This window comes from Ruegeria sp. CJ9, assembly GCF_056536625.1.
In genome coordinates, this window is the sequence record NZ_JBQFPY010000007.1 from 69,738 (window position 1) to 91,685 (window position 21,948).

Sequence of the window (21,948 nt, forward strand, 5' to 3'; positions counted from 1 at the left end):
CGATGAGCTGTGGCGATTACCCCTTAACCGCCTTCACGATCTTCTCGGCACCGTCTTTCAGGTTGTCCGCCGCGATCACGTCCAGGCCCGAGGTGTTGATGATCTCTTTGCCTTTCTCGACATTCGTGCCTTCCAGACGCACGACCAGCGGAACCTGCAGGCCGACCTCTTTCACCGCGGCGACAACGCCCTCGGCAATGACGTCGCAGCGCATGATGCCGCCGAAGATGTTGACCAGAATGCCTTTGACCTGCGGGTCCGAGGTGATGATCTTGAACGCCTCGGTCACTTTCTCTTTGGTCGCACCGCCACCCACGTCGAGGAAGTTGGCAGGCTCAGCGCCATACAGCTTGATGATGTCCATCGTCGCCATCGCCAAACCGGCGCCGTTGACCATGCAGCCAATCTCACCGTCCAACGCGATGTAGTTCAGGTCGTATTTCGAGGCTTCGAGTTCCTTGGGGTCTTCCTCGGTCGTGTCGCGCAGTTCGGCGATGTCGGGGTGGCGGTAGACCGCGTTGCCGTCAAATCCGACCTTGGCGTCCAGCACCTTGAGGTCGCCGCTGTCGGACACGATCAGCGGGTTGATCTCCAGCATCTCCATGTCCTTCTCGACGAAAGCGTTATAGAGCTGACCCATCAGCTTGACGCATTGCTTGACCTGAGCGCCTTCCAGACCCAGCGAGAAGGCGATGCGACGGCCGTGATAGGGCTGATAGCCGGTTGCAGGGTCAACCGAGAAGGACAGGATTTTCTCGGGCGTGGCTGCGGCCACTTCTTCGATGTCCATGCCGCCTTCGGTCGAACAGACGAAGGAAATGCGGCTGGTCTGGCGATCCACCAGCAGGGCCAGGTACAGTTCACGCTCGATGCCGGAACCGGCTTCGATATAAATGCGGTTAACCTGTTTGCCCGCCGGGCCGGTCTGATGCGTAACCAGCGTGCGGCCTAGCATCTTCTTGGCTTCTTCGGCGGCTTCTTCCACCGATTTGGTCAGACGCACACCGCCTTTTTCACCGGCATCGGCCTCTTTGAAGCTACCTTTGCCGCGTCCACCTGCGTGGATTTGCGCTTTGACAACCCAAAGCGGGCCGTCCAGTTCACCGGCTGCGGTTTTGGCTTCCTCGGCGCGCAGAACCGCGCGTCCCTCGGAGACCGGAGCGCCATAGCTGCGAAGAAGAGCTTTGGCCTGATATTCGTGAATGTTCATCAACACTGTCCCGTCTGACTACGATTACACCGTTATAGAGGGCTGTAGAGCGCAAATATAAAGGCTTTTTTGACGGCGAAGAGCTTTTTAGCGTAGATTTTTGTTATTTGTGATCACAGTTTTTTGGGGTGTGATCACAATTCATTCTCGGGCAGTTACTTGATTCGAATCTGAAACCAAACCTGCCAAAAACACATTCAAAAACATAATTTAAAACGTTTGCGCCAACATTTTCGGTAGCTCCATTCGGACTTGGGCAAACGGGCAATAGAAAAGCCGGACCTGAAAAGGACCGGCTTTCAGAATTCTCACAGAAGGGATCAGGCCAGCGAGCTGTCGATGCCTTTGCACGCCTCGATCAGGCCCTTCACCGCGTTGACCGAATTGTCGAAACCAGCCTGCTCTTCTTCGTTCAAGTTGATGTCGACGATCCTTTCAATACCGCCCGCGCCGATCACGGTGGGTACGCCCACGTACAGGCCGCTGACGCCCAGCTCACCTTCGCAATAGGCTGCGCAGGGCAGGACGCGCTTTTGGTCTTTCAGATAGGCTTCGGCCATTTCGATTGCCGACGTGGCCGGTGCGTAGAAGGCCGAACCGGTTTTCAGCAGGCCAACAATTTCGGCGCCGCCGTCACGGGTGCGCTGCACGATCGCGTCCAGCTTCTCTTGCGTGGTCCAGCCCATCTCGACCAGATCGGGCAGTGGGATACCGGCGACGGTCGAGTAACGGACCGACGGCACCATAGTGTCGCCATGGCCGCCCAGAACAAACGCGGTGACGTCTTTCATCGAGACGTTGAACTCTTCGGCCAGGAAATGAGCAAAGCGGCCCGAATCCAGAACACCTGCCATACCGCAGACCTTGTTGTGCGACAGGCCCGAGAATTCACGCAGCGCCCAGACCATCGCGTCCAGCGGGTTGGTGATGCAGATGACGAACGCGTCGGGTGCGTTGGCCGCAATGCCTTCGCCGACAGATTTCATGACCTTCAGGTTGATGCCCAACAGGTCGTCGCGGCTCATGCCCGGCTTGCGAGGGACGCCAGCGGTCACGATGCAGACGTCGGCGCCAGCGATATCTTCGTAGGACTGAGTGCCTTTCAGCTTGGCGTCAAAGCCTTCGGACGGGCCGGATTCAGCGATGTCCAGCGCCTTGCCTTCGGGGGTGCCTTCGGCGATGTCGAACAGGACGACGTCACCCAGTTCTTTCATTGCTGCGAGGTGGGCGAGCGTGCCGCCGATCTGACCTGCGCCGATCAGCGCGATCTTGGGTCTGGCCATTTGGATTATCTCCGGTCGGTTTTGAAATCGCGGTTTTGCTAGTCGTTAAATGGGTTTCGCGCAAGTACCCTTGGGCGCGGCATGCAACCGCATACCATTTGCACCCGGCCGTGTGATTGCGCTAAACGGCCTTTTAGACAGGCCAATTTGCAGGACGCCACATGTTCGAATTGAACTTGATGTTTTTTGCCGTGGCGATCCCTGCGGTGGTCTTTGCCGGAATCTCGAAGGGCGGGTTCGGGTCGGGGGTGGCGTTTGCGTCCTCGTCGATTCTGGCCCTGATACTTGAACCCGGGCAGGCGCTTGCGCTGATGTTGCCGATCCTGATGGTGATTGATGTGGCCACCCTTGGCCCATACTGGAAACGGTGGAGCTGGCCGGATGCACGGCTGTTAATACTGGGCGCTGTGCCGGGGGTTGCGCTGGGGGCGTGGTTGTACCGCGCCACAAACGATGACCTGCTGCGATTGCTTATCGGCGGAATTTCTGTCGGATTTGTGATTTGGCATTTTTCGCAGACCAAAGGCTGGGTGCGCGGTTTTGCCAACCGCCTGCCACCGCCTGCCGGGCTGTTCGCGGGTCTGATCGCCGGGTTCACCAGTTTCGTCAGCCACGCCGGAGGGCCCCCGGCCGCGGTCTACCTGCTGTCGCAGCGCTTGACGAAGACTCAGTTTCAGGCGTCGACCGTGCTGGTTTTCTGGGTCATCAATATCGCGAAGTTTGTGCCTTATGCCTATCTGGGTCTGTTCACCTGGCACACCGCATGGGTTGACCTGCTGCTGACGCCCTTTGCTATTCTGGGTGCTTGGCTGGGCGTCCGGGCGCATTTCATGCTGTCCGAGCGCCTGTTTTTTGGCATTGCCTATGTGCTGCTGACATTGACCGGCAGCAAGCTGATCTGGGACGCGTTGACCTAGACGTTGGGCGGCAGCGCCTCGGCTATATCATCATAGGCCTGGCCCGAGGCGACCAGGCAAGTTATCCCGTCCGGCAATGTCACCGTGATCGTCCAGCTGCCGGTTTGATCCGAAGCGTAAATCTCCATCACGGTCCCTTGCCGCGCGACGCCGATACTGCGGCGTGTTTCGCCGTAGGTCTCGGTCAGGCGCCTCACTATGTCCTCGCGCGGGGCACAGGTGCGGGCCTGTACTTGTTGTGCGGCCAGAACCATGATCCCAAGGCCCATCGTCATCTTGAACAGCGTCGTTTTCATCAGGCACCCCTTTCGATTCCATAGCAATCAGAGTGCGTCCGGCGGGCAGAAATCCGGTTAAAGCTCCGCACGTTGCGTCGTAAATGCTGCAGCGCGGCGATTTTGCTCTTGAACTTTCCGACAAAAAATGCCCCATTCCGCGCAACATTCTTTCAAAGGGAGAGGCCAATGGACCCCCGTCAGCGCCCCTATCGTTCCGTTCTCTATATCCCCGGCTCGCGCGATCGGGCGCTGGATAAGGCCCGCACCCTGCCAGTGGATGCGATCATCTTTGATCTTGAAGACGCCGTTGCCGCCGACGAAAAGGCCAATGCGCGCGAAACGCTCAAGGCGGCGCTGGCTGCTGGCGGGTATGGCGAGCGGGTCAGGATCGTGCGCATCAACGGGCTGGATACCGAATGGGGCCGTGCCGACGCCGAAGCCGTACGCGAGATGGACGCGGATGCCGTGTTGTTGCCCAAGGTGGGTTCGGCCGCTGACGTGGACGCGCTGGCCGCGATCACCGGCGACATGCCGATCTGGGCGATGATGGAAACTCCGCAAGGGATGTTGAACGCGGCCGAGATTGCAGCGCATCCGTTGATGGCAGGCTTTGTCATGGGCACCAACGATCTGGCCAAAGATCTGCAAACCCGGTTCCGTCCGGACCGTCTGCCGTTGATGACGTCGCTGGGCCTGTGCGTGTTGGCCGCCAAGGCCCATGGGCTGATCATCGTGGATGGTGTCTATAACGCATTCAAGGATGAGGTTGGTCTGGCCGCAGAATGCGAACAAGGCCGTGACATGGGTTTTGACGGCAAGACGCTGATCCACCCGGCGCAGGTCAACATCACCAACGCGGCCTATGCGCCGTCAGAGGCCGAGATTGACTTGGCCCGCCGTCAGATTGCAGCGTTTGAAGAGACCGAGGCACAGGGGCAGGGCGTTGCCGTCGTGGATGGGAAGATCGTTGAAAACCTGCATATTGTAACAGCCCGCGAAATTCTGGCAAAAGCAGAGGCGATTTTAGCTTTGCAAGCGGGGTAAGCCAGCAATGGGCTTTGTTCTTCTGATCCTTGGGGTGGCACTGTGGTGGGCCGCTCATCTGTTCCAACGCGTCATGCCGGCGCAGCGCGCGGCGATGGGCAGCGCGGGCAAAGGCGCGGTTGCGCTGGCGCTGGTCGTGGCAATCCTGCTGATGATCTTCGGCTATCGCATGACCGATACCGTTTTCGTCTGGGCACCACCATCCTTCATGATCCACATAAACAATCTGTTGGTGTTGATCGCGATCTATATGATGAGTCCCGCAGGCACAAAGGGTCGCCTGTTGAACAAGCTTCGCCACCCAATGCTGGGCGGGTTCAAGCTGTGGGCTTTTGCGCATTTGCTGGTTAACGGCGATTTGGCCTCGATCATTCTGTTCGGCGGGCTGTTGGCCTGGGCTGTTGTCGAGGTCATTGTGATCAACAAGTCCGAGCCCGATTGGACACCCGGTGAACCCGGTACCTATGGCAAGGACGCGATGTTCTTTGTCGCCTCGATCGTGTTGTTGGGTGTGATCGGCTATATTCACGGGCTGGTTGGTCCGTCTCCGTTCCCATCTTAAGGAAATGACATCATGGCAAAACTCTATCGCCTGCTGACCGAGGAAGACACATCCGCCTTCTGCCACAAAGTGTCAGACGCCTTGGCAAAAGGGTGGGAGCTGTATGGCGACCCGTCTTACGCCTATGACGAAAACAGCCGCATGATGCGGTGTGCGCAGGCTGTGACCAAAGAGGTCGAGGCCGACTATTCCTCCGATATGAAACTGGGACAGCAATAATGGCAAAGACAAATCCGGGCCGCTTTTTCGAGGACTACTCTGTTGGTCAGGTGCTGCATCACGCCGTGCCGCGTACTGTAACTGACGGAGAGCGGGCGCTGTATCATGCGCTCTACCCGGCGCGGCACGCGCTTTATTCGTCGGATGAATTTGCTCGGAATTGCGGCTTGCAGCAAAGCCCGATTGACGATCTGGCTGCTTTCCACGTGGTGTTTGGCAAGACCGTGCCAGACATCTCGCTGAACGCGGTTGCCAATCTGGGCTATGCTGAGGGACGCTGGCTGTTGCCGGTCTATCCGGGCGATACGCTGCGCTCTGAATCCGAGGTAATCGGGGTCAAGCAGAATTCGAACGGCAAGACTGGCGTGGTCTGGGTACGCACGCGTGGCCTGAATCAACGAGATGAGGTTGTCATCGAATATGTCCGTTGGGTGATGGTGCGCAAATCGAACCTTGACGCCCCCGCGCCCGAGGCGGTTGTACCGGACCTGAAAAAAGTGCTTGAGCCCAAAGACCTGGTGGTGCCTACGGGGTTGGATTTCTCGAATTACGATTTTGCCCAATCGGGCGAGGCGCATCGTTGGGGTGATTACGAGATTGGCGAAACCATTGATCATGTCGACGGCGTGACGGTGGAGGAGGCCGAGCATATGCTTGCCACCCGGCTGTGGCAGAACACAGCCAAAGTGCATTTCGACCTGACCTTCCGGCCCGATGGTCGTTTGATTTATGGTGGCCACGTAATTTCGATGGCGCGGACATTGTCGTTCAACGGTCTGGCCAATGCGCAGATGATTGTCGGCCTGAACGGCGGCGCCCATGCCAACCCCTGCTTCGCAGGCGACACAATCAAGGCTTGGTCCGAGGTTCTGGACAAGGCCGAAACTGGTGTGCCGGGCGTGGGTGCCATCCGTCTGCGGCTGGTCGCGACAAAGGGTGGAGAGCCGTTTGCGCTGAAAAACGAAGATGGCCGGTATCAGCCGAACGTCCTGTTGGACCTTGATTATTGGGCGCTGATGCCAATCTGAGCACGCCCCACATTCATTTGATCGCAGCCTGTGTCAATCATGCTAGGCTGCGATCATGGTCTTACTTCGATCACTTGCTGCCTTCCTGTTTCTGACGCCGCCCGCTGTCGCGTGCGATCTGGCGTTGGCTTTGGCAGTGGACGTATCCGGTTCGGTCGATACGACGGAATACCGGATACAGATGGATGGGCTGGCCGCCGGGTTGCGCGACCCCTTGGTGTCCGAGGCGCTGGTGCGGGGGCAGGCACAGTTGATGCTGGTGCAGTGGACCGGGTCCTCGCGTCAAAAGGTGACGATCCCGTGGACCCGGATCGATAGCTTTGACACGCTTGAACGGTTTGCCGATCAAGTTGCCGACGACCCCAGGGTTTGGCGCAACTTTTCAACCGCAATCGGTGAGGCGCTTGAGATGACCATGTCCAGCTTCGATGCGGTGGCGGATTGCAAACGGCATCTGATAGACATTTCGGGCGATGGGGTGTCGAACGAGGGTGTTGAACCAACCGAGACGCACAGGGCGTTGCGCACACGCGGGGTGACGGTAAACGCAATTGCGATCGAGGAAAGCGAACCGGACCTGACCGCCTATTTCTTTGAAAATGTCATTGTCGGCGAGGGCGCATTTGTGGTGTCGGCAGCGGGGTTTGCCGATTACCCCGAGCGGATTCGAAAGAAGCTGTTGCGCGAAGTTACACAGCAATCAGCGGCTTTGGAGCAGCAGTAGCAGATTCGTGATCACAATGCTTGTTCCCTGAAAACGCTAACATTCAAGGCTTGGAAGGGTTTTCGTGATCACAGTATTATTTTGCGTGATCACAAACTGATGAAATCTGCTATTTTGAACCCTTTTTACCCATTTTTGCGCATGCAGCACGTGACAGAAGGGCAAAAAACAGTAAAACGACCGGTAGCCAACGAAAGAGGAGCCGACATGGCCGATGTCAATCGGGGCAACCGCCCGCTCTCGCCACACATTATGATCTATCGCCCCCAGATGACTTCGTTGTCGTCGATCATGGTTCGCCTCTCGGGATTGGGCGCCTTTGCCGTTGCAATCCTGATCGTCTGGTGGCTGTTGGCCGCTTCGACATCGGAAAGCGCGTTTCTGGCCATCGACGGTTTTCTGCGCAGCTGGTTCGGCGACATCCTCCTGACCTTGGCCACCTGGGCGCTTTGGTATCACACGCTGGGTCGTCTGCGTCACGTCTTTTGGGATTTCGGCTACTGCCTTGATGTTGAGGTCTCTGAGAAACTGGGTCTAGGCATGTTCGTCGGTGCGACCATCCTGACCATTATCACTGTGATTGCGGTTTAAGGGGGCGGCACATGCGATATCTGACTGACCGTAAACGCGCGCAGGGTCTGGGCGCAGGGAAATCCGGCACACAAACACATTGGCGCACCATGGTCCGGGCGATGATCCTGACCGTGCTGGTTCCGATCTTCATCTTCACCTTCGGGGCCGGTATCGGCGGCACATACGAAGAAGTCGTCGCCTATTTCAGCCGCCCATTCCCGGCAATTGTGACCGCTCTGACTTTGGTCGTGGGCATGCAACAGCTGATGTATGAGGCGCAGGAAACCATCGAAGATTATGTCCATGGTGTTCTCGAGAAAGTCTCGCTCGTTGCAATGTGGGCCCTGGGCTACACGCTGATCGCGGCCGGGCTGTTCGCTCTGGTCAAGCTCGCCCTGTGATGCGCGGTAAGGAACAAGAACAATGACAGCAGCATATGAATATGAAACCCACGAATACGACGTCGTTGTCGTAGGCGCAGGTGGTGCAGGTCTGCGGGCGACGCTGGGCATGGCCGAACAGGGCCTACGCACTGCATGCGTCACCAAAGTGTTCCCGACACGCTCGCACACGGTTGCGGCGCAGGGCGGCATCGCGGCATCTCTGTCTAACATGGGACCGGACCACTGGCAGTGGCACATGTACGATACCGTCAAGGGTTCGGACTGGTTGGGTGACACCGACGCGATGGAATATCTGGCCCGTGAAGCACCCAAAGCGGTGTATGAGCTGGAGCACTACGGCGTGCCCTTCAGCCGGACCGAAGAAGGCAAGATTTATCAGCGTCCCTTCGGTGGCCACACAACCGAATTCGGCGAAGGTCCTGCCGTGCAGCGCACCTGTGCCGCAGCCGACCGGACAGGCCATGCGATCCTGCACACGCTGTATGGTCAGTCGCTGAAGAACAACGCCGAGTTCTACATTGAATACTTTGCCATCGATCTGATCATGTCCGAGGACGGGCAGTGTCAGGGTGTCGTCTGCTGGAAGCTTGACGACGGAACGATGCACGTCTTCAACGCCAAGATGGTGGTACTGGCGACCGGCGGCTACGGCCGTGCCTATTTCAGCGCCACGTCGGCCCATACCTGTACTGGTGACGGCGGCGGTATGGTGGCCCGGGCGGGCCTGGCGCTGCAGGATATGGAATTCGTGCAGTTCCACCCGACCGGCATCTACGGTTCGGGCTGCCTGATCACCGAAGGCGCACGGGGCGAGGGTGGCTACCTGACCAATTCGGAAGGTGAACGGTTCATGGAGCGTTACGCGCCCCAATACAAGGACCTCGCGCCGCGCGACTATGTTTCGCGTTCGATGACCATGGAGATCCGCGAAGGCCGTGGCCATGGTGACAACGGCGATCACATCCACCTGAATCTCAGCCACCTACCGGCCGAAGCGCTGGCGGAACGCCTGCCGGGCATCTCGGAATCGGCGCGTGTGTTTGCAGGTGTGGACGTGACCAAGGAACCGATCCCGGTTCTACCGACCGTGCACTATAACATGGGTGGCATTCCGACTAACTATTGGGGCGAGGTTCTGAACCCCACAGCCGATAACCCAACGGCTGTTGTACCGGGCCTGATGGCCGTGGGTGAAGCGGGTTGTGCCTCGGTCCATGGCGCGAACCGTTTGGGCTCGAACTCGCTGATTGACCTTGTGGTGTTTGGCCGGGCGGCCGCGATCCGGGCCGGTGAAGTTGTCGATGCCAAAGCGTCGAACCCGGTTCTGAACCAAGCGTCGGTTGATAAGGCGTTTGACCGGTTTGATGCTGTGCGGAATGCCAGCGGCGCAATCCCTACCGCTGATCTGCGGCTTGAAATGCAGCGGACCATGCAGGAAGACGCAGCCGTATTCAGGACCGCCAAAACCATGGCCGAAGGCGTCGAAAAGATGACGGTGATCGCGGCCAAGATGGACGACCTGAAGGTCTCCGACCGTTCGCTGGTGTGGAACAGTGATCTGATGGAATCTCTGGAACTGACCAACCTGATGCCAAGCGCGCTGGCTACCATCGTTGGTGCCGAGGCACGCAAGGAATCCCGCGGTGCCCATGCGCATGAAGACTTCACCGAGCGTGACGACGAAAACTGGCGTGTCCATACTGTTTCGCGGGTTGAGGGCAACAAGGTTGAGCTCAGCTATCGCCCGGTCATAGCCGATCCGCTGACCACTGAAGAAGAAGGTGGCATCAGCCTCAAGAAAATCGCGCCGAAGGCGCGGACGTTCTAAGGAGAGGAACTTATGGTACAACTGACCCTCCCAAAGAATTCGCGCATCACGACGGGCAAAACTTGGCCCAAACCCGAAGGCGCGACCAATGTGCGTAAGTTCCAGATTTATCGCTGGAACCCGGATGACGGCAAAAACCCCCAGCTCGACACCTATTTCGTCGATATGGACAACTGTGGGCCGATGATTCTGGATGCGCTGATCAAGATCAAGAACGAGATCGATCCGACCCTGACCTTCCGCCGCTCGTGCCGTGAAGGCATCTGCGGTTCCTGCGCAATGAATATCGACGGGATCAACACGCTGGCCTGTATCTACGGTATGGATGAGATCAAGGGCGACGTGAAAATCTATCCGCTGCCGCATATGCCGGTGGTTAAGGACCTGATCCCCGATCTGACGCATTTCTATGCCCAGCACGCTTCGATCATGCCGTGGTTGGAAACCAAGACCAACCGCCCCGCGAAAGAGTGGAAGCAGTCGATCGAAGACCGCAAAAAGCTGGATGGTTTGTATGAATGTGTGATGTGCGCCAGCTGCTCGACCTCGTGCCCGAGTTACTGGTGGAACGGCGATCGCTACCTTGGGCCCGCCGCGTTGCTGCATGCCTATCGTTGGATCATCGACAGCCGCGATGAAGCCACGGGTGAGCGTCTGGACGAGCTGGAAGATCCCTTCAAGCTGTATCGCTGCCATACGATCATGAACTGTGCCAAGACCTGTCCCAAGGGGCTGAACCCGGCCAAGGCAATTGCCGAGATCAAGAAGATGATGGTCGATCGGTCCGTTTGATCACAGCCACAAAAGAAGACAAAACCCGGGGTGGAAACACTCCGGGTTTTTTCGTGTTATGCGGGCATTGTAATATCGGAGTACATCAATGACCCAAAGACTACTAAAAGCCTTGTCAATTTCTGCCATCACCATTCTTTCAGCGTGTGGTGGATCGGGCAGCGACCGGGCGGACTTAGCATTCAAACAGGTAGACTGTGCAAAACAGGCCGGAATTGGGGGGGCATTTACCACTCAATACACCCTTCAGGATGGTAAGCAGACTGAGGTGTTCGTTTCCGGCAACGGCGTCAGCGAAGAACAAGCCGCTAAAGCGAATGCTTGTATGATCGCGTAATTGGCGAAAAACGAGAAAGGCTGGCAGATGCAAGTGCCAGCCTTTTATGCAGTTTTGTCATGCCGAGATTGCAAAAAGATGTGATGAAGTCAGTTGTTGGACTGCTTAACCTTTCAACAGGGGAGGAGTGATGGAACCGAAACGGGATCGCTCCGATGCACGACCAAAACTCAAAAACGAACGCTGCTGAAGCTCTGGAACTGTTGGAACAAGCTTGGGCTTATTACACGCCGGAACCTGCGCCGGTGGCTGAGGTTCACGAGCCTGAATTGTTCGAATACGCAAACGCCGCCTAACGCTTGAATTTATCCTTGGATTGGGCAATGCATAAGCATGCCCATTCTGTTGTTAGTACTGGCGGCCGGAGTGTTCGCCTATTTTATCTGGCGATCACGTACGTCGTCGTTGACGCGTGATTGCCGATGGCGGCAACACCGCAAGGAAGGCGTTTGGGTTTGTGCCTATTGCGGGGCACAGCACGAAGGCGCGGATACACCGACCAGTTGCCTGAAAGGGAAATAGGACAGCAGGGCGATCTTTCGCCCTGTCTGTGGCTATGCCGCGTCGGGAAATGCTGCTTGCAGCGCGATTTCCACCATATCCCCAAAGCTGCTTTCGCGTTCGGACGACGGCAGTGCCTCACCCGTCAGCAGGTGATCGGACACGGTCAGAACCGCCAGCGCGCGGCAATTGTGACGCGCGGCGAGGATATACAATTCGGCGGCCTCCATCTCGACCCCCAGAATGCCGTGTCGCACCATCTGTTCGTTCAAATCAGGTCGTTCGTCATAAAACACGTCCGACGAATAAATCCCGCCGATATGCGTGGGTGTCCCTTTCGCAGCCGCCGCCTGAGCCGCCGCCTGTAGCAAACCCCAGTCGGCGCAGGGGGCAAAGTTAAGTTCTTTCAGAATGCCGCGTGATGGCGTGCTGAGCGTGGTCGAGGTCATCGCCAATATCACATCGCGGATATTGACGCTGTCCTGCATCCCGCCGCACGATCCGATGCGGATCAGGGTTTTGGCACCAAAATTGCGGATCAGTTCATTGGCGTAAATCGACAAGGACGGCATCCCCATGCCGCTGCCCTGAATTGAAACCGGGTGTCCTTTCCAGGTTCCGGTGAAACCCAGCATGCCCCGCACATTATTGACCAGCCTGGCATTCTGCAAAAAGGACTCTGCCGCCCATTTCGCCCGATAGGGATCACCGGGCATTAAAACGGTTTCAGCAATTTCACCTTTTTCTGCGCCAATATGAATTGTCATTTTTCACTCAATTCCTGTCAGATTTCCAAATCCGAAATATCTGCCCCGGCTTTTAACGCGTCATGAACCCATTGCGGTTTGCGGCCTCGGCCCGACCAGGTTTGTTCGGGGTTGGAGGGATTTTTGTACTTTGCGTTGGCCTTTGAACTCTTAGGTAATTTTGAGCCATTGCCAGACAGGTCTGAAAGTGAAAATCCGAACTCAGCGGCGGCCTTTTCGGCCGCTTTCAAAGCCTCTTTGCGATCACGCTTTTCCGCATTTTTAAGCGCGATTTCCACCTTGTCGCGCAATTCAAGCAGTTCTTTTCGAGACATTTTATCTAGGCTGATCGCCATTTTTTTCTCCGTTCCGCACTTCGTCATACGTGGACGCAATAGCCCACCGTAATTCCAAATCCGAAATTTATCTATCCCCTCGTGAAGGGGAATAGAAACAGAGATTTCCCAAAAAGGGTTGAACTATTCAGCCGCGATATTTTGCGGATCGACCAGAGTTACGATATCGCCCATGATTACATTCAACTCAAAGTTCTTGGGCGTATAGATTTTGGCAACGCCCATTGCCTTGAGTTTCGCTGCATCATCATCGGGAATGATCCCTCCAACCACGACAGGGACATCGTTCAGCCCGGCTTCGCGCAGGCGGGTCATGACGTCTTGCACCAATGGGATGTGGCTGCCGGACAGAATCGACAGACCGATGACATGGGCCTTGTCTTCAATGGCAGCCGTGACGATTTCCTCGGGCGTCAGGCGAATGCCTTCATAGCTGATGTCGATGCCGCAATCGCGGGCGCGGAAGGCGATTTGCTCGGCTCCGTTTGAATGGCCGTCCAATCCCGGCTTACCCACCAGGAATTTCAGGCGGCGCCCCAGTTTGTCACTGACCGCATCAACAGCAGCGCGCAGATCCTCCAGCCCTTCGGTCTTGTTCGATACCGAACCTGAGACGCCGGTTGGGCCGCGGTAGGTGCCGTAGACCTTGCGCATTTCTTCAGCCCACTCTCCGGTGGTGACACCTGCCTTGGCGGCGGCGATTGACGGTTCCATCACGTTGGTGCCGGATCGCGCCGCCTCACGTAGTGCGGCCAAAGCCGCCTTGACGGCTGCGTCGTCACGATCTGCGCGCCATTCATTCAGGCGGTTGATCTGCTCTTGCTCAACGGCAGGGTCGACAACCATGATACCGCCATCTTCGGTCTCCAGTGGTGAGGGTTCGCCCTGTGTCCATTTGTTCACCCCGACCACGACGGTTTCGTTGCGTTCGATCCGGTTCAGGCGTTCGGCGTTGGAATCGACCAGACGGGATTTCATGTATTCGATCGACGCCACCGCGCCGCCCATCGATTCGAGGTTGCCCAATTCAGCCCGCGCGCCTGCTTTCAGCTCTTCAACCTTAGCGTCCACGACGGGGTTGCCGTCAAACAGGTCACCATATTCCAGCAAGTCGGTTTCATAGGCCAGGATTTGCTGCATCCGCATCGACCATTGCTGATCCCACGGACGTGGCAAACCCAACGCTTCATTCCATGCGGGCAATTGCACAGCACGGGCGCGGGCCTTTTTCGACAAGGTCACGGCAAGCATTTCGATCAGGATGCGATAGACGTTGTTTTCGGGCTGCTGCTCGGTCAGGCCCAGCGAGTTGACCTGAACACCATAGCGGAACCGACGGTATTTTGAATCCTCGACGCCATAGCGTTGTTGCAGAATTTCGTCCCAAAGATCCACGAAAGCCCGCATCTTGCACATTTCGGTGACAAAGCGGATGCCCGCGTTCACAAAGAACGAAATGCGACCGCAAAGCGCCGGGAAATCCTCGGCTGGGACGCGGGGGCGCAGCTCATCCAATACGGCGATGGCCGTGGCCAGTGCATAGGCCAGCTCTTGTTCGGGTGTCGCGCCGGCTTCTTGCAAGTGATAGGAACACACATTCATCGGGTTCCATTTCGGCACGTTGGTATAGCAATACTCGGCCACGTCCGCGATCATCTTCAGCGACGGTTTTGGCGGGCAAACATAGGTGCCGCGGCTCAGGTATTCCTTGATCAGGTCGTTCTGCACGGTGCCTTGCAGCTTGGACACGTCCGCGCCTTGTTCCTCGGCCACAGCGATATAAAGCGCCAGCAACCAAGGGGCGGTGGCGTTGATCGTCATCGAGGTGTTCATCTGTTCCAACGGAATCTGATCGAACAATACCCGCATGTCGCCCAGATGGCTGATCGGAACGCCAACCTTGCCGACCTCGCCGCGCGCCAATGTGTGATCGCTGTCGTAACCGGTCTGCGTCGGCAGGTCGAAAGCCACGGAAAGACCGGTCTGTCCCTTCGCCAAATTCCCGCGATACAGCGCGTTTGAGGCCTTGGCGGTGGAATGACCGGCATAGGTTCGGATGAGCCAAGGGCGATCTTTCTGCGTCTGCGTCATAGCTGGGCCTCGTGTTGCGGGTGGGCAAGAAAATTACGTCACTGGCCTCTAAAGCGCAATTTTCGGGATATGTCAATTCGCTGCGTCGCGGCATTTCAGGTTCTTCAGATTGTAGGTGGCCTGGTTTGGTGGCAGGGTGCGTGCATGACTCAGACCGTGGAACTTCCGCTTTGGCTGTTTTTGCTGATCGTGGTGTTTGCCGCGGTCACTCTGGCCTCGCATTTTCTGTTTCCTTCGGTGCGCTGGTTTTTTCGCCGCCGGCTTGAGCGGGCAGTCAAACGCCTGAACAAACGCCTGCAGCGACCCATCCAGCCGTTCAAGCTGGCGCATCGACATGACATGATTCAGCGGCTGATTTATGACCCGCAGGTCGGGCAGGCGGTTCAGAACTTTGCACGCGAGGAACGTGTTCCCGAGGCCGTGGCCTTTGAAACGGCCCGTCGTTATGCGCGCGAAATCGTTCCGTCCTTTTCAGCGGTAGCCTATTTCAGCATCGCCATCCGCCTGACTCGTATGCTGAGCAACGCGTTTTATAACGTGCGTCTTAGCTATATGGACGAAAAAGCCCTGCGCAACATTGACCCAGAGGCGACGGTTGTTTTCGTCATGAACCATCGCAGCAATATGGACTATGTGTTGGTGACCTATCTGGCGGCGCAACAATCTGCGCTGTCTTATGCGGTTGGGGAATGGGCGCGCGTTTGGCCGCTTAGCCGTTTGATCCGGGCAATGGGTGCCTACTTTATCCGCCGCAAATCGGGCAGTGAGCTTTATCGGCAGGTGCTGGCTTGCTATGTGCGGCACGCGACCGAAGCGGGCGTGACACAAGCTATGTTCCCCGAGGGCGGTCTTAGCTTGACCGGCGCACTGGGTCGGCCAAAGCTGGGGCTGCTCAAATACATCATTGATGCCACCACCCCCGACGGTAGGGACGTTGTTTTTGTACCCGTCGCGCTGAATTATGACCGCGTGCTAGAGGATACAATCCTGACCAAAGCGGCGCTGGGAAATGAACGCAGGTTTCGGGCCAGGATCGGGGTCATCGCCTGGTGGATTATCAAACAGGTCGGCCGACGGTTGGTAGGTCGTTATCAGCGCTTCGGCGTGGCTTCGGTGCGGTACGGCCAGCCTGTTTCGCTGCAGTCGTTCCGGGCGGACCACAATACCAACCTGATGACCGATCTGGCGCGGGACTTGATGGTGGGCATTGGTAAAGCGATTCCGCTGGTTCCGGGGCCTGCTACGTGTTGGTTGGTGCGTGAAAAGGGCGAAATTGCCGAAACAGACGCGGTGGCGCTGATAGACCAACTGCTGCGACGCAACGGAAGTTCTACACCATTGGAGCACAGTGCAATCGAGGCTAGTATTCAGCAATTGGTGGATCGCCGCATTCTGAAACGCGAGGGCGGGAAATTATCGTCGTCGGGTCAAAGAGTTGACCTGTTGAACTATTATGCAGCCTCGGCGCCGCTGGATGCGGAACAGGTGATTTCTGCGCCTGCGAAAGAAATTTCTGCACCCGCTGGGTCATAAAATTACAAAATGAACTCAAAATGGGTTGCAATATTGCTCGATGGAAAATACTCATCGGGTAAAGCCGCCGATTCTGCGTTGCGGCAAGGATTTTAGAAAAGGAGGCCAACATGGCTCTGGACACCGATAGCGGCATCGCGTCGTACGAGGCACCGGAAAAAGACCTCTATGAGATGGGTGAAATCCCTCCGATGGGGTTTGTCCCGAAACAAATGTATGCATGGGCGATCCGCAAGGAACGCCATGGCGAGCCGGACACGGCCATGCAGCTCGAAGTGGTCGATGTCCCCAAGCTGGACAGCCACGAGGTGCTGGTTCTGGTGATGGCCGCTGGCGTCAACTACAACGGCGTCTGGGCTTCGTTGGGTAAACCGATCAGCCCGTTTGATGGTCACGGACAGCCGTTCCACATTGCTGGATCGGATGCGTCGGGCATCGTTTGGGCCGTAGGCGACAAGGTCAAGCGCTGGAAAGTGGGCGACGAAGTCGTAATCCACTGCAACCAGGATGACGGTGACGACGAAGCCTGTAACGGCGGCGATCCGATGTATTCGGACAGCCAGCGGATCTGGGGTTATGAGACGCCGGACGGGTCGTTCGCTCAGTTCACTAATGTTCAGGCACAGCAGCTGATGCCGCGCCCCAAGCACCTGACCTGGGAAGAAAGCGCCTGCTACACGCTGACGCTGGCCACCGCATACCGGATGCTGTTCGGTCACGAACCACACGATCTGAAGCCGGGCCAGAACGTTCTGGTTTGGGGTGCGTCGGGTGGTCTGGGCTCATATGCAATCCAGTTGATCAACACTGCGGGTGCAAACGCAATCGGCGTGATCTCGGACGAAAGCAAACGTGACTTTGTAATGGGTCTGGGTGCTAAGGGTGTTCTGAACCGCAAAGACTTTAACTGCTGGGGCCAATTGCCCACAGTAAACACACCGGAATATGCCGATTGGTTCAAAGAAGCACGCAAGTTCGGAAAGGCCATCTGGGACATTACCGGCAAGGGCAACAATGTCGACATGGTGTTTGAACACCCCGGCGAAAGCACCTTCCCGGTGTCGACCTTCGTGGTGAAAAAGGGCGGCATGGTTGTGATCTGCGCCGGCACCACCGGCTATAACCTGACCTTCGACGTGCGCTATATGTGGATGCACCAGAAGCGTCTGCAGGGTTCGCACTTTGCGCATCTGAAACAAGCAGCTGCTGCGAACCAGCTGATGGTCGAGCGTCGCCTGGACCCATGCATGTCCGAGGTGTTCTCGTGGAATGAACTACCCGATGCACACATGAAGATGATGCGCAACGAGCATAAACCGGGCAACATGTCGGTCTTGGTTCAAGCTCCGCAGACCGGAATGCGGACACTGGAAGAGGTTTTGGACGCCCGCGGTTGAGCCGCACCAAAATCAGGTAATGGAGCCCGCGAATCGTGTTAACGGTTCGCGGGCGTCACTTTTTCAAGGGTAAGTCTATTTATTTTAAGGGGTTATAGGTATTAACCCCACTGTTTTGGGGGAGTAGAAAGCAGCGAATAGGCAAAAAAATACTGCACATGTTATGGTTGTGTTAACCCTTCGTTAACCGTTTCGGAGAGACCCTGATGGCGCAGAATGAGTGGATACTGGACGTGTTGTCGGACCTCAACGCCTTCGCCGTTGAGAATGGTATGATCGCGCTGGCCGAACAGCTGGACGACACCAAGCTGATCGCCGCAGCCGAGATCGCGTCCATGAAGGCTGAGGTACGGACGCCGGCGGATGGGAAAAATACTCGATATGAGCCAAGTCCTGGAGGACTTGGAAAACACCAGCACGCTTGATGAATTAAGTGGCGTCGCAATCCGATTGCGTGACCGGCTGAAAGTCGAGCACCTCATATACCACTGGGTCGATGGTGCCGGGGATCAGTACGGCTATACGACCTATCCCGATGCCTGGGCAGAGCGGTATCTGGAAAAGAGTTATCACCGCATTGATCCGGTAATCCTGGGGTGCTTTCAGCGGTTCCACCCGGTCGATTGGAAAACGCTGGATTGGTCCAGCAAAGTGGCCAAGGCATTTCTGCAAGACGCACAAAGCCACGGTGTCGGCAATCAAGGCTATTCCATCCCGATCCGGGGACCGAACGGGCAATTCGCCTTGTTTACGGTCAACCATACCTGTGATGATGAAACCTGGCAGCGTTTCATCGAGCGTCATGGTCGTGAGCTGATCCTGATCGCGCATTATTTCAACCGCAAAGCGCTGGAATTCGAAGTTGACCGACAGCCCGACTCTGCCCGCAGTCTGTCGCCACGCGAAGTCGACGCGATGACCTTGCTGGCACTGGGGTACAGCCGGGCCCAGGTGGCCCATTCGCTGTCTATCTCTGAACATACGCTACGGGTCTATATCGAAGGCGCCCGGGCGAAGCTTGGGGCGCAGAACACCACTCACGCCATCGCCACAGCGCTCAGCCGAGGATTAATAGTGGTTTAAGAGGCGCGCGCCCTCAGAACGGGAAATTAACTATGACTTTGTACCCCCTTCGTTCCTGCACAGGACGACAAGGGGAAAAAAGTCATGTTGCGCTATTTGTATGCGGATGAGCTGCACAAGTTTCCGGATCTGGCCGAAGGGATGTTCCGGGATCGCGCGGATCAGTTCAAAACCCGGTTGGGTTGGGACGTACACGTTAACAAAAAAGGGGAAGAGCGGGATCGGTATGACGATCTGAACCCGCTTTATGTCATCTGGGAAGAAGAAGACGGCAGTCATGGAGGCTCAATGCGCGTGTTGCCGACCACCGGCCCGGTCATGGTGAACGAGGTGTTCGGCCATCTGACCGGTGGCAAACCAGTCTGCAGCCCGCTGATTTGGGAGGTCACAAGGTTCTGCCTGTCGCGCACGGCCAGCTCGCACACCGCGGGCGCCATCATGCTAAGCGGCGGTGAGATGATGGAAGGGTTCGGCCTGACCCATATCGCCGGAGTCTTTGATGCACGCATGATTCGGATTTACCGCCTGATTGGATCGTCCCCGGTGGTTCTGGGGACCGAAGGGCATGGGCGTGATCAGATTTCGGTCGGGCTGTGGCCCTATTCTGCCGATGATTGCAACCGCGTGGCCGAACGCGCGGGGATCCCGCGAGAGCTGTCGCGGCTGTGGTTCAAGACGGCATTCGGGATCGGACGGCAGCATCGCTTTTCTCTGTCGGCCTGATCAGGCGAAAAGCCCAATCCCTCTCTGGTGATAGCTGGCGCGGCCCTGTAGGGTCGCGCCATGTCTTTGCCCCCCGTGACCTTCTCTGACGACCAAGCCGCCGCCTATGACAGCATCTCTGAAATGCTGCGATCAGCCGGTGTTGATCTGGATGATGATGCCCTGCTGAAATTGCCGGGCAACGGCAAATCCGGTGTGATGGCGGTGATCGGCAAAGCTGGCTCAGGCAAGACCTTGTTGCTGGCCGAGCTGTACAAAGCCTTGGCCGAAACCGGTGTTCAGATTGTGTCTGGTGATTTCGAAAGCCGCAAAGCCAAGGAAAAGCGTAGCCTTGCGATCCTGGCCCCCACCAACAAGGCCGCCAGCGTGTTGCGCCTGCGCGGGGTCCCTGCAACGACCATTCACCGCATTCTTTATACCCCGGTTTATGACCCGGAATATGAACGCATCGCCGAATGGCTGGCGGGCAATGACGAACGCCCCGAGATTGAAGGTCTGACGGACGAGGCGTTGGACCGGGCAGCGGCGTTTTATGCGAACAATAAATCGATCCCTGGTGCCTTGGCCGCCGCCGGATTGCGCGGGTCCGATTTCATCACCGGCTGGAAACGTCGGGACGAGCCTTTGGATATCGGGTTCGTCGATGAGGCCTCGATGCTGGACGACCGGCAATTCGAGGACCTGCAAGAGATTTTTCCGACCTTGTTGTTATTTGGTGACCCTGCGCAGCTGGCCCCCGTCAATCAATCGGGCAGCATGGTGTTTGACGCTTTGCCTGAGCCGCGCAAACAGATCCTGCACCGGGTCCACCGGCAAGAGGCGGACAATCCTATCCTGGATCTGGCCCACGCGCTGGCGGACCCCAAGATGGGGTTCGAGGATTTCGAACGTCTTATAGAACAAACCGCTTGTCAGGATGACCGCGTGGTCTGGGGTCAGCGGGTCGAGGTTGATCTGATGGCCCGCAGCCCGGTTCTGGTCTGGCGCAACGCCACACGCATTCGGTTGATTCAGGCGTTTCGGCAAGTTCACGGCGCGCCGGAGACCGAGCTGCTGGAAGGTGAACCACTGATCTGTGATGGCATCGAACTGCCGTTGAAACACCGCAAGAAACGTTTGGACCTTGAGGCGCGCGGGCTGATCAAAGGCGCGCAAGTCATCTATTTGGGACCGGGGCGCAAGCCGGGCTTTTCACGCCTGCACGTGATGGGCGCCGAGGACCCACAGGTCAGTGCGGCCTCGATCGTCAAGATCGAAAAACCAGATGAAGAAGAACCCTTTATCCCCTTCGCCGCCCGCATGGGTGCCACCTTTCTGCATGGCGCGGCGGTAACCATTCACAAGGCGCAGGGCTCGCAATGGGACACGGTACAGGTCTTTGCACCGGACATTTACGCCGCCGCCCGCATGGGCCGAACCGAGGCCGGGCAGCCGCTTTGGAAGCGGCTGGCCTATGTCGCCATCACCCGCGCGCAAGAGCGGTTGATCTGGGTTGTGCGCAACCGTCTGGCCAAGCCCACCCATCCGCTGCGTGTGGATGATCTGCGCGCGGTTCCGGCGGCGTCCTTGACATTGGAGGCTGAAGATACATGACATCCATCATAGTAACCGGCGCAAGCTCGGGCATTGGGCGGGCCACGGCGGAATTGTTCTTGAACGAAGGCTGGACAGTGGGCCTGTTGGCGCGCAGTGCCGATACGTTGCAAGAGATGGCCAAGGATCGCACAAACGCGATCCCATTGGTTGCGGATGTAACGGACGCGGATGCGGTCCATGCGGCCTTTGGCGCGTTTCAGGAAAAGGCTGGCCGGTTGGACGCGTTGTTCAACAATGCGGGCATCTTTGCGCCCGGCGGAACCATCGACGAGATCGCGCTGGAGGATTGGTATCAAACCGTCAACGTCAATCTGAACGGCATGTTCCTATGCGCGCGCGAGGCTTTTCGGATCATGCGCCACCAGTCGCCGCAGGGCGGGCGCATCATCAACAACGGCTCGATTGCCGCATATGTGCCGCGCCCGAACTCGGTGCATTACACGACCACGAAACATGCCATCACCGGTCTGACCCGCAGTCTGTCGCTGGACGGGCGGGACCTCGGAATTGCTTGCGGTCAGATCGACATCGGCAACGCGCGCACGCAGATGGTACAGGGACTGGTGGATGCCGCGGTTGAGGCCGGTCAGACGCCCGACCCGACCATGGCGGTTGAAGATGCAGCACGCTCGGTGCTGCATATGGCGACCCTGCCGCCCGAGGCGAATGTGCAGTTCATGACCGTGATGGCAACAACGATGCCCTATATCGGGCGCGGTTAGA

24 protein-coding genes and 1 pseudogene are annotated in these 21,948 nt (G+C 57.4%); 19 read left to right on the forward strand and 6 right to left on the reverse strand.

What is annotated here, in order from left to right:
- Positions 1-16: 16 nt before the first annotated feature.
- On the reverse strand, positions 17-1,210 hold the full coding sequence (sucC, locus tag ACR0AJ_RS15250) for an ADP-forming succinate--CoA ligase subunit beta (RefSeq protein ID WP_170350625.1): 1,194 nt from the start codon (positions 1,208-1,210) through the stop codon (positions 17-19).
- A gap of 320 nt (positions 1,211-1,530) precedes the next feature.
- Complete coding sequence (gene mdh / locus ACR0AJ_RS15255; protein ID WP_480741252.1) at positions 1,531-2,493, reverse strand: malate dehydrogenase; 963 nt, start codon at positions 2,491-2,493, stop codon at positions 1,531-1,533.
- Between the two features lie 161 nt (positions 2,494-2,654).
- Here mdh and ACR0AJ_RS15260 point away from each other — a divergent pair, with 161 nt between their 5' ends.
- Complete coding sequence (locus tag ACR0AJ_RS15260; RefSeq protein WP_480741253.1) at positions 2,655-3,410, forward strand: sulfite exporter TauE/SafE family protein; 756 nt, start codon at positions 2,655-2,657, stop codon at positions 3,408-3,410.
- On the opposite strand, the gene ACR0AJ_RS15265 is transcribed toward ACR0AJ_RS15260, so the two are convergent.
- Positions 3,407-3,706: a hypothetical protein gene (locus tag ACR0AJ_RS15265; protein ID WP_480741254.1), complete on the reverse strand. Its 300-nt coding sequence runs from the start codon at positions 3,704-3,706 to the stop codon at positions 3,407-3,409. The two genes, ACR0AJ_RS15260 and ACR0AJ_RS15265, sit on opposite strands and share 4 nt — an antisense overlap.
- 168 nt (positions 3,707-3,874) lie before the next feature.
- Here ACR0AJ_RS15265 and ACR0AJ_RS15270 point away from each other — a divergent pair, with 168 nt between their 5' ends.
- From ACR0AJ_RS15270 to ACR0AJ_RS15320, 11 genes are all read left to right on the forward strand, one after another.
- Complete coding sequence (locus tag ACR0AJ_RS15270; RefSeq protein WP_480741255.1) at positions 3,875-4,732, forward strand: HpcH/HpaI aldolase/citrate lyase family protein; 858 nt, start codon at positions 3,875-3,877, stop codon at positions 4,730-4,732.
- A 7-nt stretch (positions 4,733-4,739) separates the two neighbouring features.
- Complete coding sequence (locus tag ACR0AJ_RS15275; protein WP_170397171.1) at positions 4,740-5,294, forward strand: NnrU family protein; 555 nt, start codon at positions 4,740-4,742, stop codon at positions 5,292-5,294.
- A 12-nt stretch (positions 5,295-5,306) separates the two neighbouring features.
- Positions 5,307-5,513 (forward strand): DUF1737 domain-containing protein, encoded by a 207-nt coding sequence (locus tag ACR0AJ_RS15280; protein WP_170350615.1) that lies wholly within the window; start codon positions 5,307-5,309, stop codon positions 5,511-5,513.
- On the forward strand, positions 5,513-6,541 hold the full coding sequence (locus ACR0AJ_RS15285; protein ID WP_480648155.1) for a MaoC family dehydratase: 1,029 nt from the start codon (positions 5,513-5,515) through the stop codon (positions 6,539-6,541). The genes ACR0AJ_RS15280 and ACR0AJ_RS15285 overlap by 1 nt, the downstream gene beginning before the upstream one ends.
- Before the next feature lie 55 nt (positions 6,542-6,596).
- A complete protein-coding gene (locus ACR0AJ_RS15290; RefSeq protein WP_170551612.1) occupies positions 6,597-7,265 on the forward strand; it encodes a DUF1194 domain-containing protein in 669 nt (222 codons plus the stop codon).
- Positions 7,266-7,472: 207 nt separating this feature from the next.
- Positions 7,473-7,856, forward strand: a complete 384-nt coding sequence (gene sdhC, locus ACR0AJ_RS15295; protein WP_170350610.1) for a succinate dehydrogenase, cytochrome b556 subunit — start codon at positions 7,473-7,475, stop codon at positions 7,854-7,856.
- 11 nt (positions 7,857-7,867) lie between these two features.
- Complete coding sequence (locus ACR0AJ_RS15300) at positions 7,868-8,239, forward strand: succinate dehydrogenase, hydrophobic membrane anchor protein (RefSeq protein ID WP_170350608.1); 372 nt, start codon at positions 7,868-7,870, stop codon at positions 8,237-8,239.
- A 22-nt stretch (positions 8,240-8,261) separates the two neighbouring features.
- The gene (gene sdhA, locus ACR0AJ_RS15305) at positions 8,262-10,070 is read left to right on the forward strand and encodes a succinate dehydrogenase flavoprotein subunit (RefSeq protein ID WP_170377745.1); all 1,809 of its coding nucleotides are present in this window, start codon (positions 8,262-8,264) and stop codon (positions 10,068-10,070) included.
- 12 nt (positions 10,071-10,082) lie between these two features.
- Positions 10,083-10,862, forward strand: coding sequence for a succinate dehydrogenase iron-sulfur subunit (locus ACR0AJ_RS15310; RefSeq protein WP_170361401.1), 780 nt, complete (start codon positions 10,083-10,085; stop codon positions 10,860-10,862).
- An 88-nt stretch (positions 10,863-10,950) separates the two neighbouring features.
- The gene (locus ACR0AJ_RS15315; protein ID WP_170412722.1) at positions 10,951-11,199 is read left to right on the forward strand and encodes a hypothetical protein; all 249 of its coding nucleotides are present in this window, start codon (positions 10,951-10,953) and stop codon (positions 11,197-11,199) included.
- A gap of 155 nt (positions 11,200-11,354) precedes the next feature.
- Complete coding sequence (locus ACR0AJ_RS15320; protein WP_170350605.1) at positions 11,355-11,495, forward strand: hypothetical protein; 141 nt, start codon at positions 11,355-11,357, stop codon at positions 11,493-11,495.
- Between the two features lie 258 nt (positions 11,496-11,753).
- Here ACR0AJ_RS15320 and deoD read toward each other — a convergent pair whose 3' ends face one another.
- The 3 genes and pseudogenes from deoD to ACR0AJ_RS15335 all read right to left on the reverse strand — a co-directional run.
- The gene (gene deoD, locus ACR0AJ_RS15325; protein ID WP_170350604.1) at positions 11,754-12,467 is read right to left on the reverse strand and encodes a purine-nucleoside phosphorylase; all 714 of its coding nucleotides are present in this window, start codon (positions 12,465-12,467) and stop codon (positions 11,754-11,756) included.
- Between the two features lie 17 nt (positions 12,468-12,484).
- The gene (locus tag ACR0AJ_RS15330; RefSeq protein ID WP_170361622.1) at positions 12,485-12,802 is read right to left on the reverse strand and encodes an H-NS histone family protein; all 318 of its coding nucleotides are present in this window, start codon (positions 12,800-12,802) and stop codon (positions 12,485-12,487) included.
- Between the two features lie 123 nt (positions 12,803-12,925).
- A pseudogene (locus ACR0AJ_RS15335) lies at positions 12,926-14,902 on the reverse strand (methylmalonyl-CoA mutase family protein); the annotation flags it as partial.
- Positions 14,903-15,037: 135 nt separating this feature from the next.
- Between ACR0AJ_RS15335 and ACR0AJ_RS15340 the strand changes: the two are divergent.
- The 7 genes from ACR0AJ_RS15340 to ACR0AJ_RS15370 all read left to right on the forward strand — a co-directional run bounded on the left by ACR0AJ_RS15340 (position 15,038) and on the right by ACR0AJ_RS15370 (position 21,947).
- Positions 15,038-16,426 (forward strand): 1-acyl-sn-glycerol-3-phosphate acyltransferase, encoded by a 1,389-nt coding sequence (locus ACR0AJ_RS15340; protein ID WP_480741258.1) that lies wholly within the window; start codon positions 15,038-15,040, stop codon positions 16,424-16,426.
- A gap of 110 nt (positions 16,427-16,536) precedes the next feature.
- Positions 16,537-17,823, forward strand: a complete 1,287-nt coding sequence (ccrA, locus tag ACR0AJ_RS15345; protein WP_170377733.1) for a crotonyl-CoA carboxylase/reductase — start codon at positions 16,537-16,539, stop codon at positions 17,821-17,823.
- 206 nt (positions 17,824-18,029) lie between these two features.
- Entirely contained in the window at positions 18,030-18,248 is a 219-nt protein-coding gene (locus ACR0AJ_RS15350; protein WP_170350439.1) for a hypothetical protein, read from the forward strand.
- Entirely contained in the window at positions 18,187-18,906 is a 720-nt protein-coding gene (locus tag ACR0AJ_RS15355) for a helix-turn-helix transcriptional regulator (protein WP_170361413.1), read from the forward strand. Before ACR0AJ_RS15350 ends, ACR0AJ_RS15355 begins: the two co-directional genes overlap by 62 nt.
- 84 nt (positions 18,907-18,990) lie before the next feature.
- Positions 18,991-19,629 (forward strand): acyl-homoserine-lactone synthase, encoded by a 639-nt coding sequence (locus ACR0AJ_RS15360; protein WP_480741261.1) that lies wholly within the window; start codon positions 18,991-18,993, stop codon positions 19,627-19,629.
- 60 nt (positions 19,630-19,689) lie between these two features.
- Positions 19,690-21,222 (forward strand): ATP-dependent DNA helicase, encoded by a 1,533-nt coding sequence (locus ACR0AJ_RS15365; protein ID WP_480741263.1) that lies wholly within the window; start codon positions 19,690-19,692, stop codon positions 21,220-21,222.
- Positions 21,219-21,947, forward strand: a complete 729-nt coding sequence (locus ACR0AJ_RS15370; RefSeq protein ID WP_480741264.1) for an SDR family oxidoreductase — start codon at positions 21,219-21,221, stop codon at positions 21,945-21,947. Before ACR0AJ_RS15365 ends, ACR0AJ_RS15370 begins: the two co-directional genes overlap by 4 nt.
- Position 21,948 lies beyond the last annotated feature (1 nt).

Coding starts and splice junctions, on each gene's coding strand:
- sucC (WP_170350625.1), bottom strand. CDS start 1,210: ATGAACATTCACGAATATCAGGCCAAAGCTCTTCTTCGCAGCTATGGC.
- mdh (WP_480741252.1), bottom strand. CDS start 2,493: ATGGCCAGACCCAAGATCGCGCTGATCGGCGCAGGTCAGATCGGCGGC.
- ACR0AJ_RS15260 (WP_480741253.1), top strand. CDS start 2,655: ATGTTCGAATTGAACTTGATGTTTTTTGCCGTGGCGATCCCTGCGGTG.
- ACR0AJ_RS15265 (WP_480741254.1), bottom strand. CDS start 3,706: ATGAAAACGACGCTGTTCAAGATGACGATGGGCCTTGGGATCATGGTT.
- ACR0AJ_RS15270 (WP_480741255.1), top strand. CDS start 3,875: ATGGACCCCCGTCAGCGCCCCTATCGTTCCGTTCTCTATATCCCCGGC.
- ACR0AJ_RS15275 (WP_170397171.1), top strand. CDS start 4,740: ATGGGCTTTGTTCTTCTGATCCTTGGGGTGGCACTGTGGTGGGCCGCT.
- ACR0AJ_RS15280 (WP_170350615.1), top strand. CDS start 5,307: ATGGCAAAACTCTATCGCCTGCTGACCGAGGAAGACACATCCGCCTTC.
- ACR0AJ_RS15285 (WP_480648155.1), top strand. CDS start 5,513: ATGGCAAAGACAAATCCGGGCCGCTTTTTCGAGGACTACTCTGTTGGT.
- ACR0AJ_RS15290 (WP_170551612.1), top strand. CDS start 6,597: ATGGTCTTACTTCGATCACTTGCTGCCTTCCTGTTTCTGACGCCGCCC.
- sdhC (WP_170350610.1), top strand. CDS start 7,473: ATGGCCGATGTCAATCGGGGCAACCGCCCGCTCTCGCCACACATTATG.
- ACR0AJ_RS15300 (WP_170350608.1), top strand. CDS start 7,868: ATGCGATATCTGACTGACCGTAAACGCGCGCAGGGTCTGGGCGCAGGG.
- sdhA (WP_170377745.1), top strand. CDS start 8,262: ATGACAGCAGCATATGAATATGAAACCCACGAATACGACGTCGTTGTC.
- ACR0AJ_RS15310 (WP_170361401.1), top strand. CDS start 10,083: ATGGTACAACTGACCCTCCCAAAGAATTCGCGCATCACGACGGGCAAA.
- ACR0AJ_RS15315 (WP_170412722.1), top strand. CDS start 10,951: ATGACCCAAAGACTACTAAAAGCCTTGTCAATTTCTGCCATCACCATT.
- ACR0AJ_RS15320 (WP_170350605.1), top strand. CDS start 11,355: ATGCACGACCAAAACTCAAAAACGAACGCTGCTGAAGCTCTGGAACTG.
- deoD (WP_170350604.1), bottom strand. CDS start 12,467: ATGACAATTCATATTGGCGCAGAAAAAGGTGAAATTGCTGAAACCGTT.
- ACR0AJ_RS15330 (WP_170361622.1), bottom strand. CDS start 12,802: ATGGCGATCAGCCTAGATAAAATGTCTCGAAAAGAACTGCTTGAATTG.
- ACR0AJ_RS15340 (WP_480741258.1), top strand. CDS start 15,038: ATGACTCAGACCGTGGAACTTCCGCTTTGGCTGTTTTTGCTGATCGTG.
- ccrA (WP_170377733.1), top strand. CDS start 16,537: ATGGCTCTGGACACCGATAGCGGCATCGCGTCGTACGAGGCACCGGAA.
- ACR0AJ_RS15350 (WP_170350439.1), top strand. CDS start 18,030: ATGGCGCAGAATGAGTGGATACTGGACGTGTTGTCGGACCTCAACGCC.
- ACR0AJ_RS15355 (WP_170361413.1), top strand. CDS start 18,187: ATGGGAAAAATACTCGATATGAGCCAAGTCCTGGAGGACTTGGAAAAC.
- ACR0AJ_RS15360 (WP_480741261.1), top strand. CDS start 18,991: ATGTTGCGCTATTTGTATGCGGATGAGCTGCACAAGTTTCCGGATCTG.
- ACR0AJ_RS15365 (WP_480741263.1), top strand. CDS start 19,690: ATGTCTTTGCCCCCCGTGACCTTCTCTGACGACCAAGCCGCCGCCTAT.
- ACR0AJ_RS15370 (WP_480741264.1), top strand. CDS start 21,219: ATGACATCCATCATAGTAACCGGCGCAAGCTCGGGCATTGGGCGGGCC.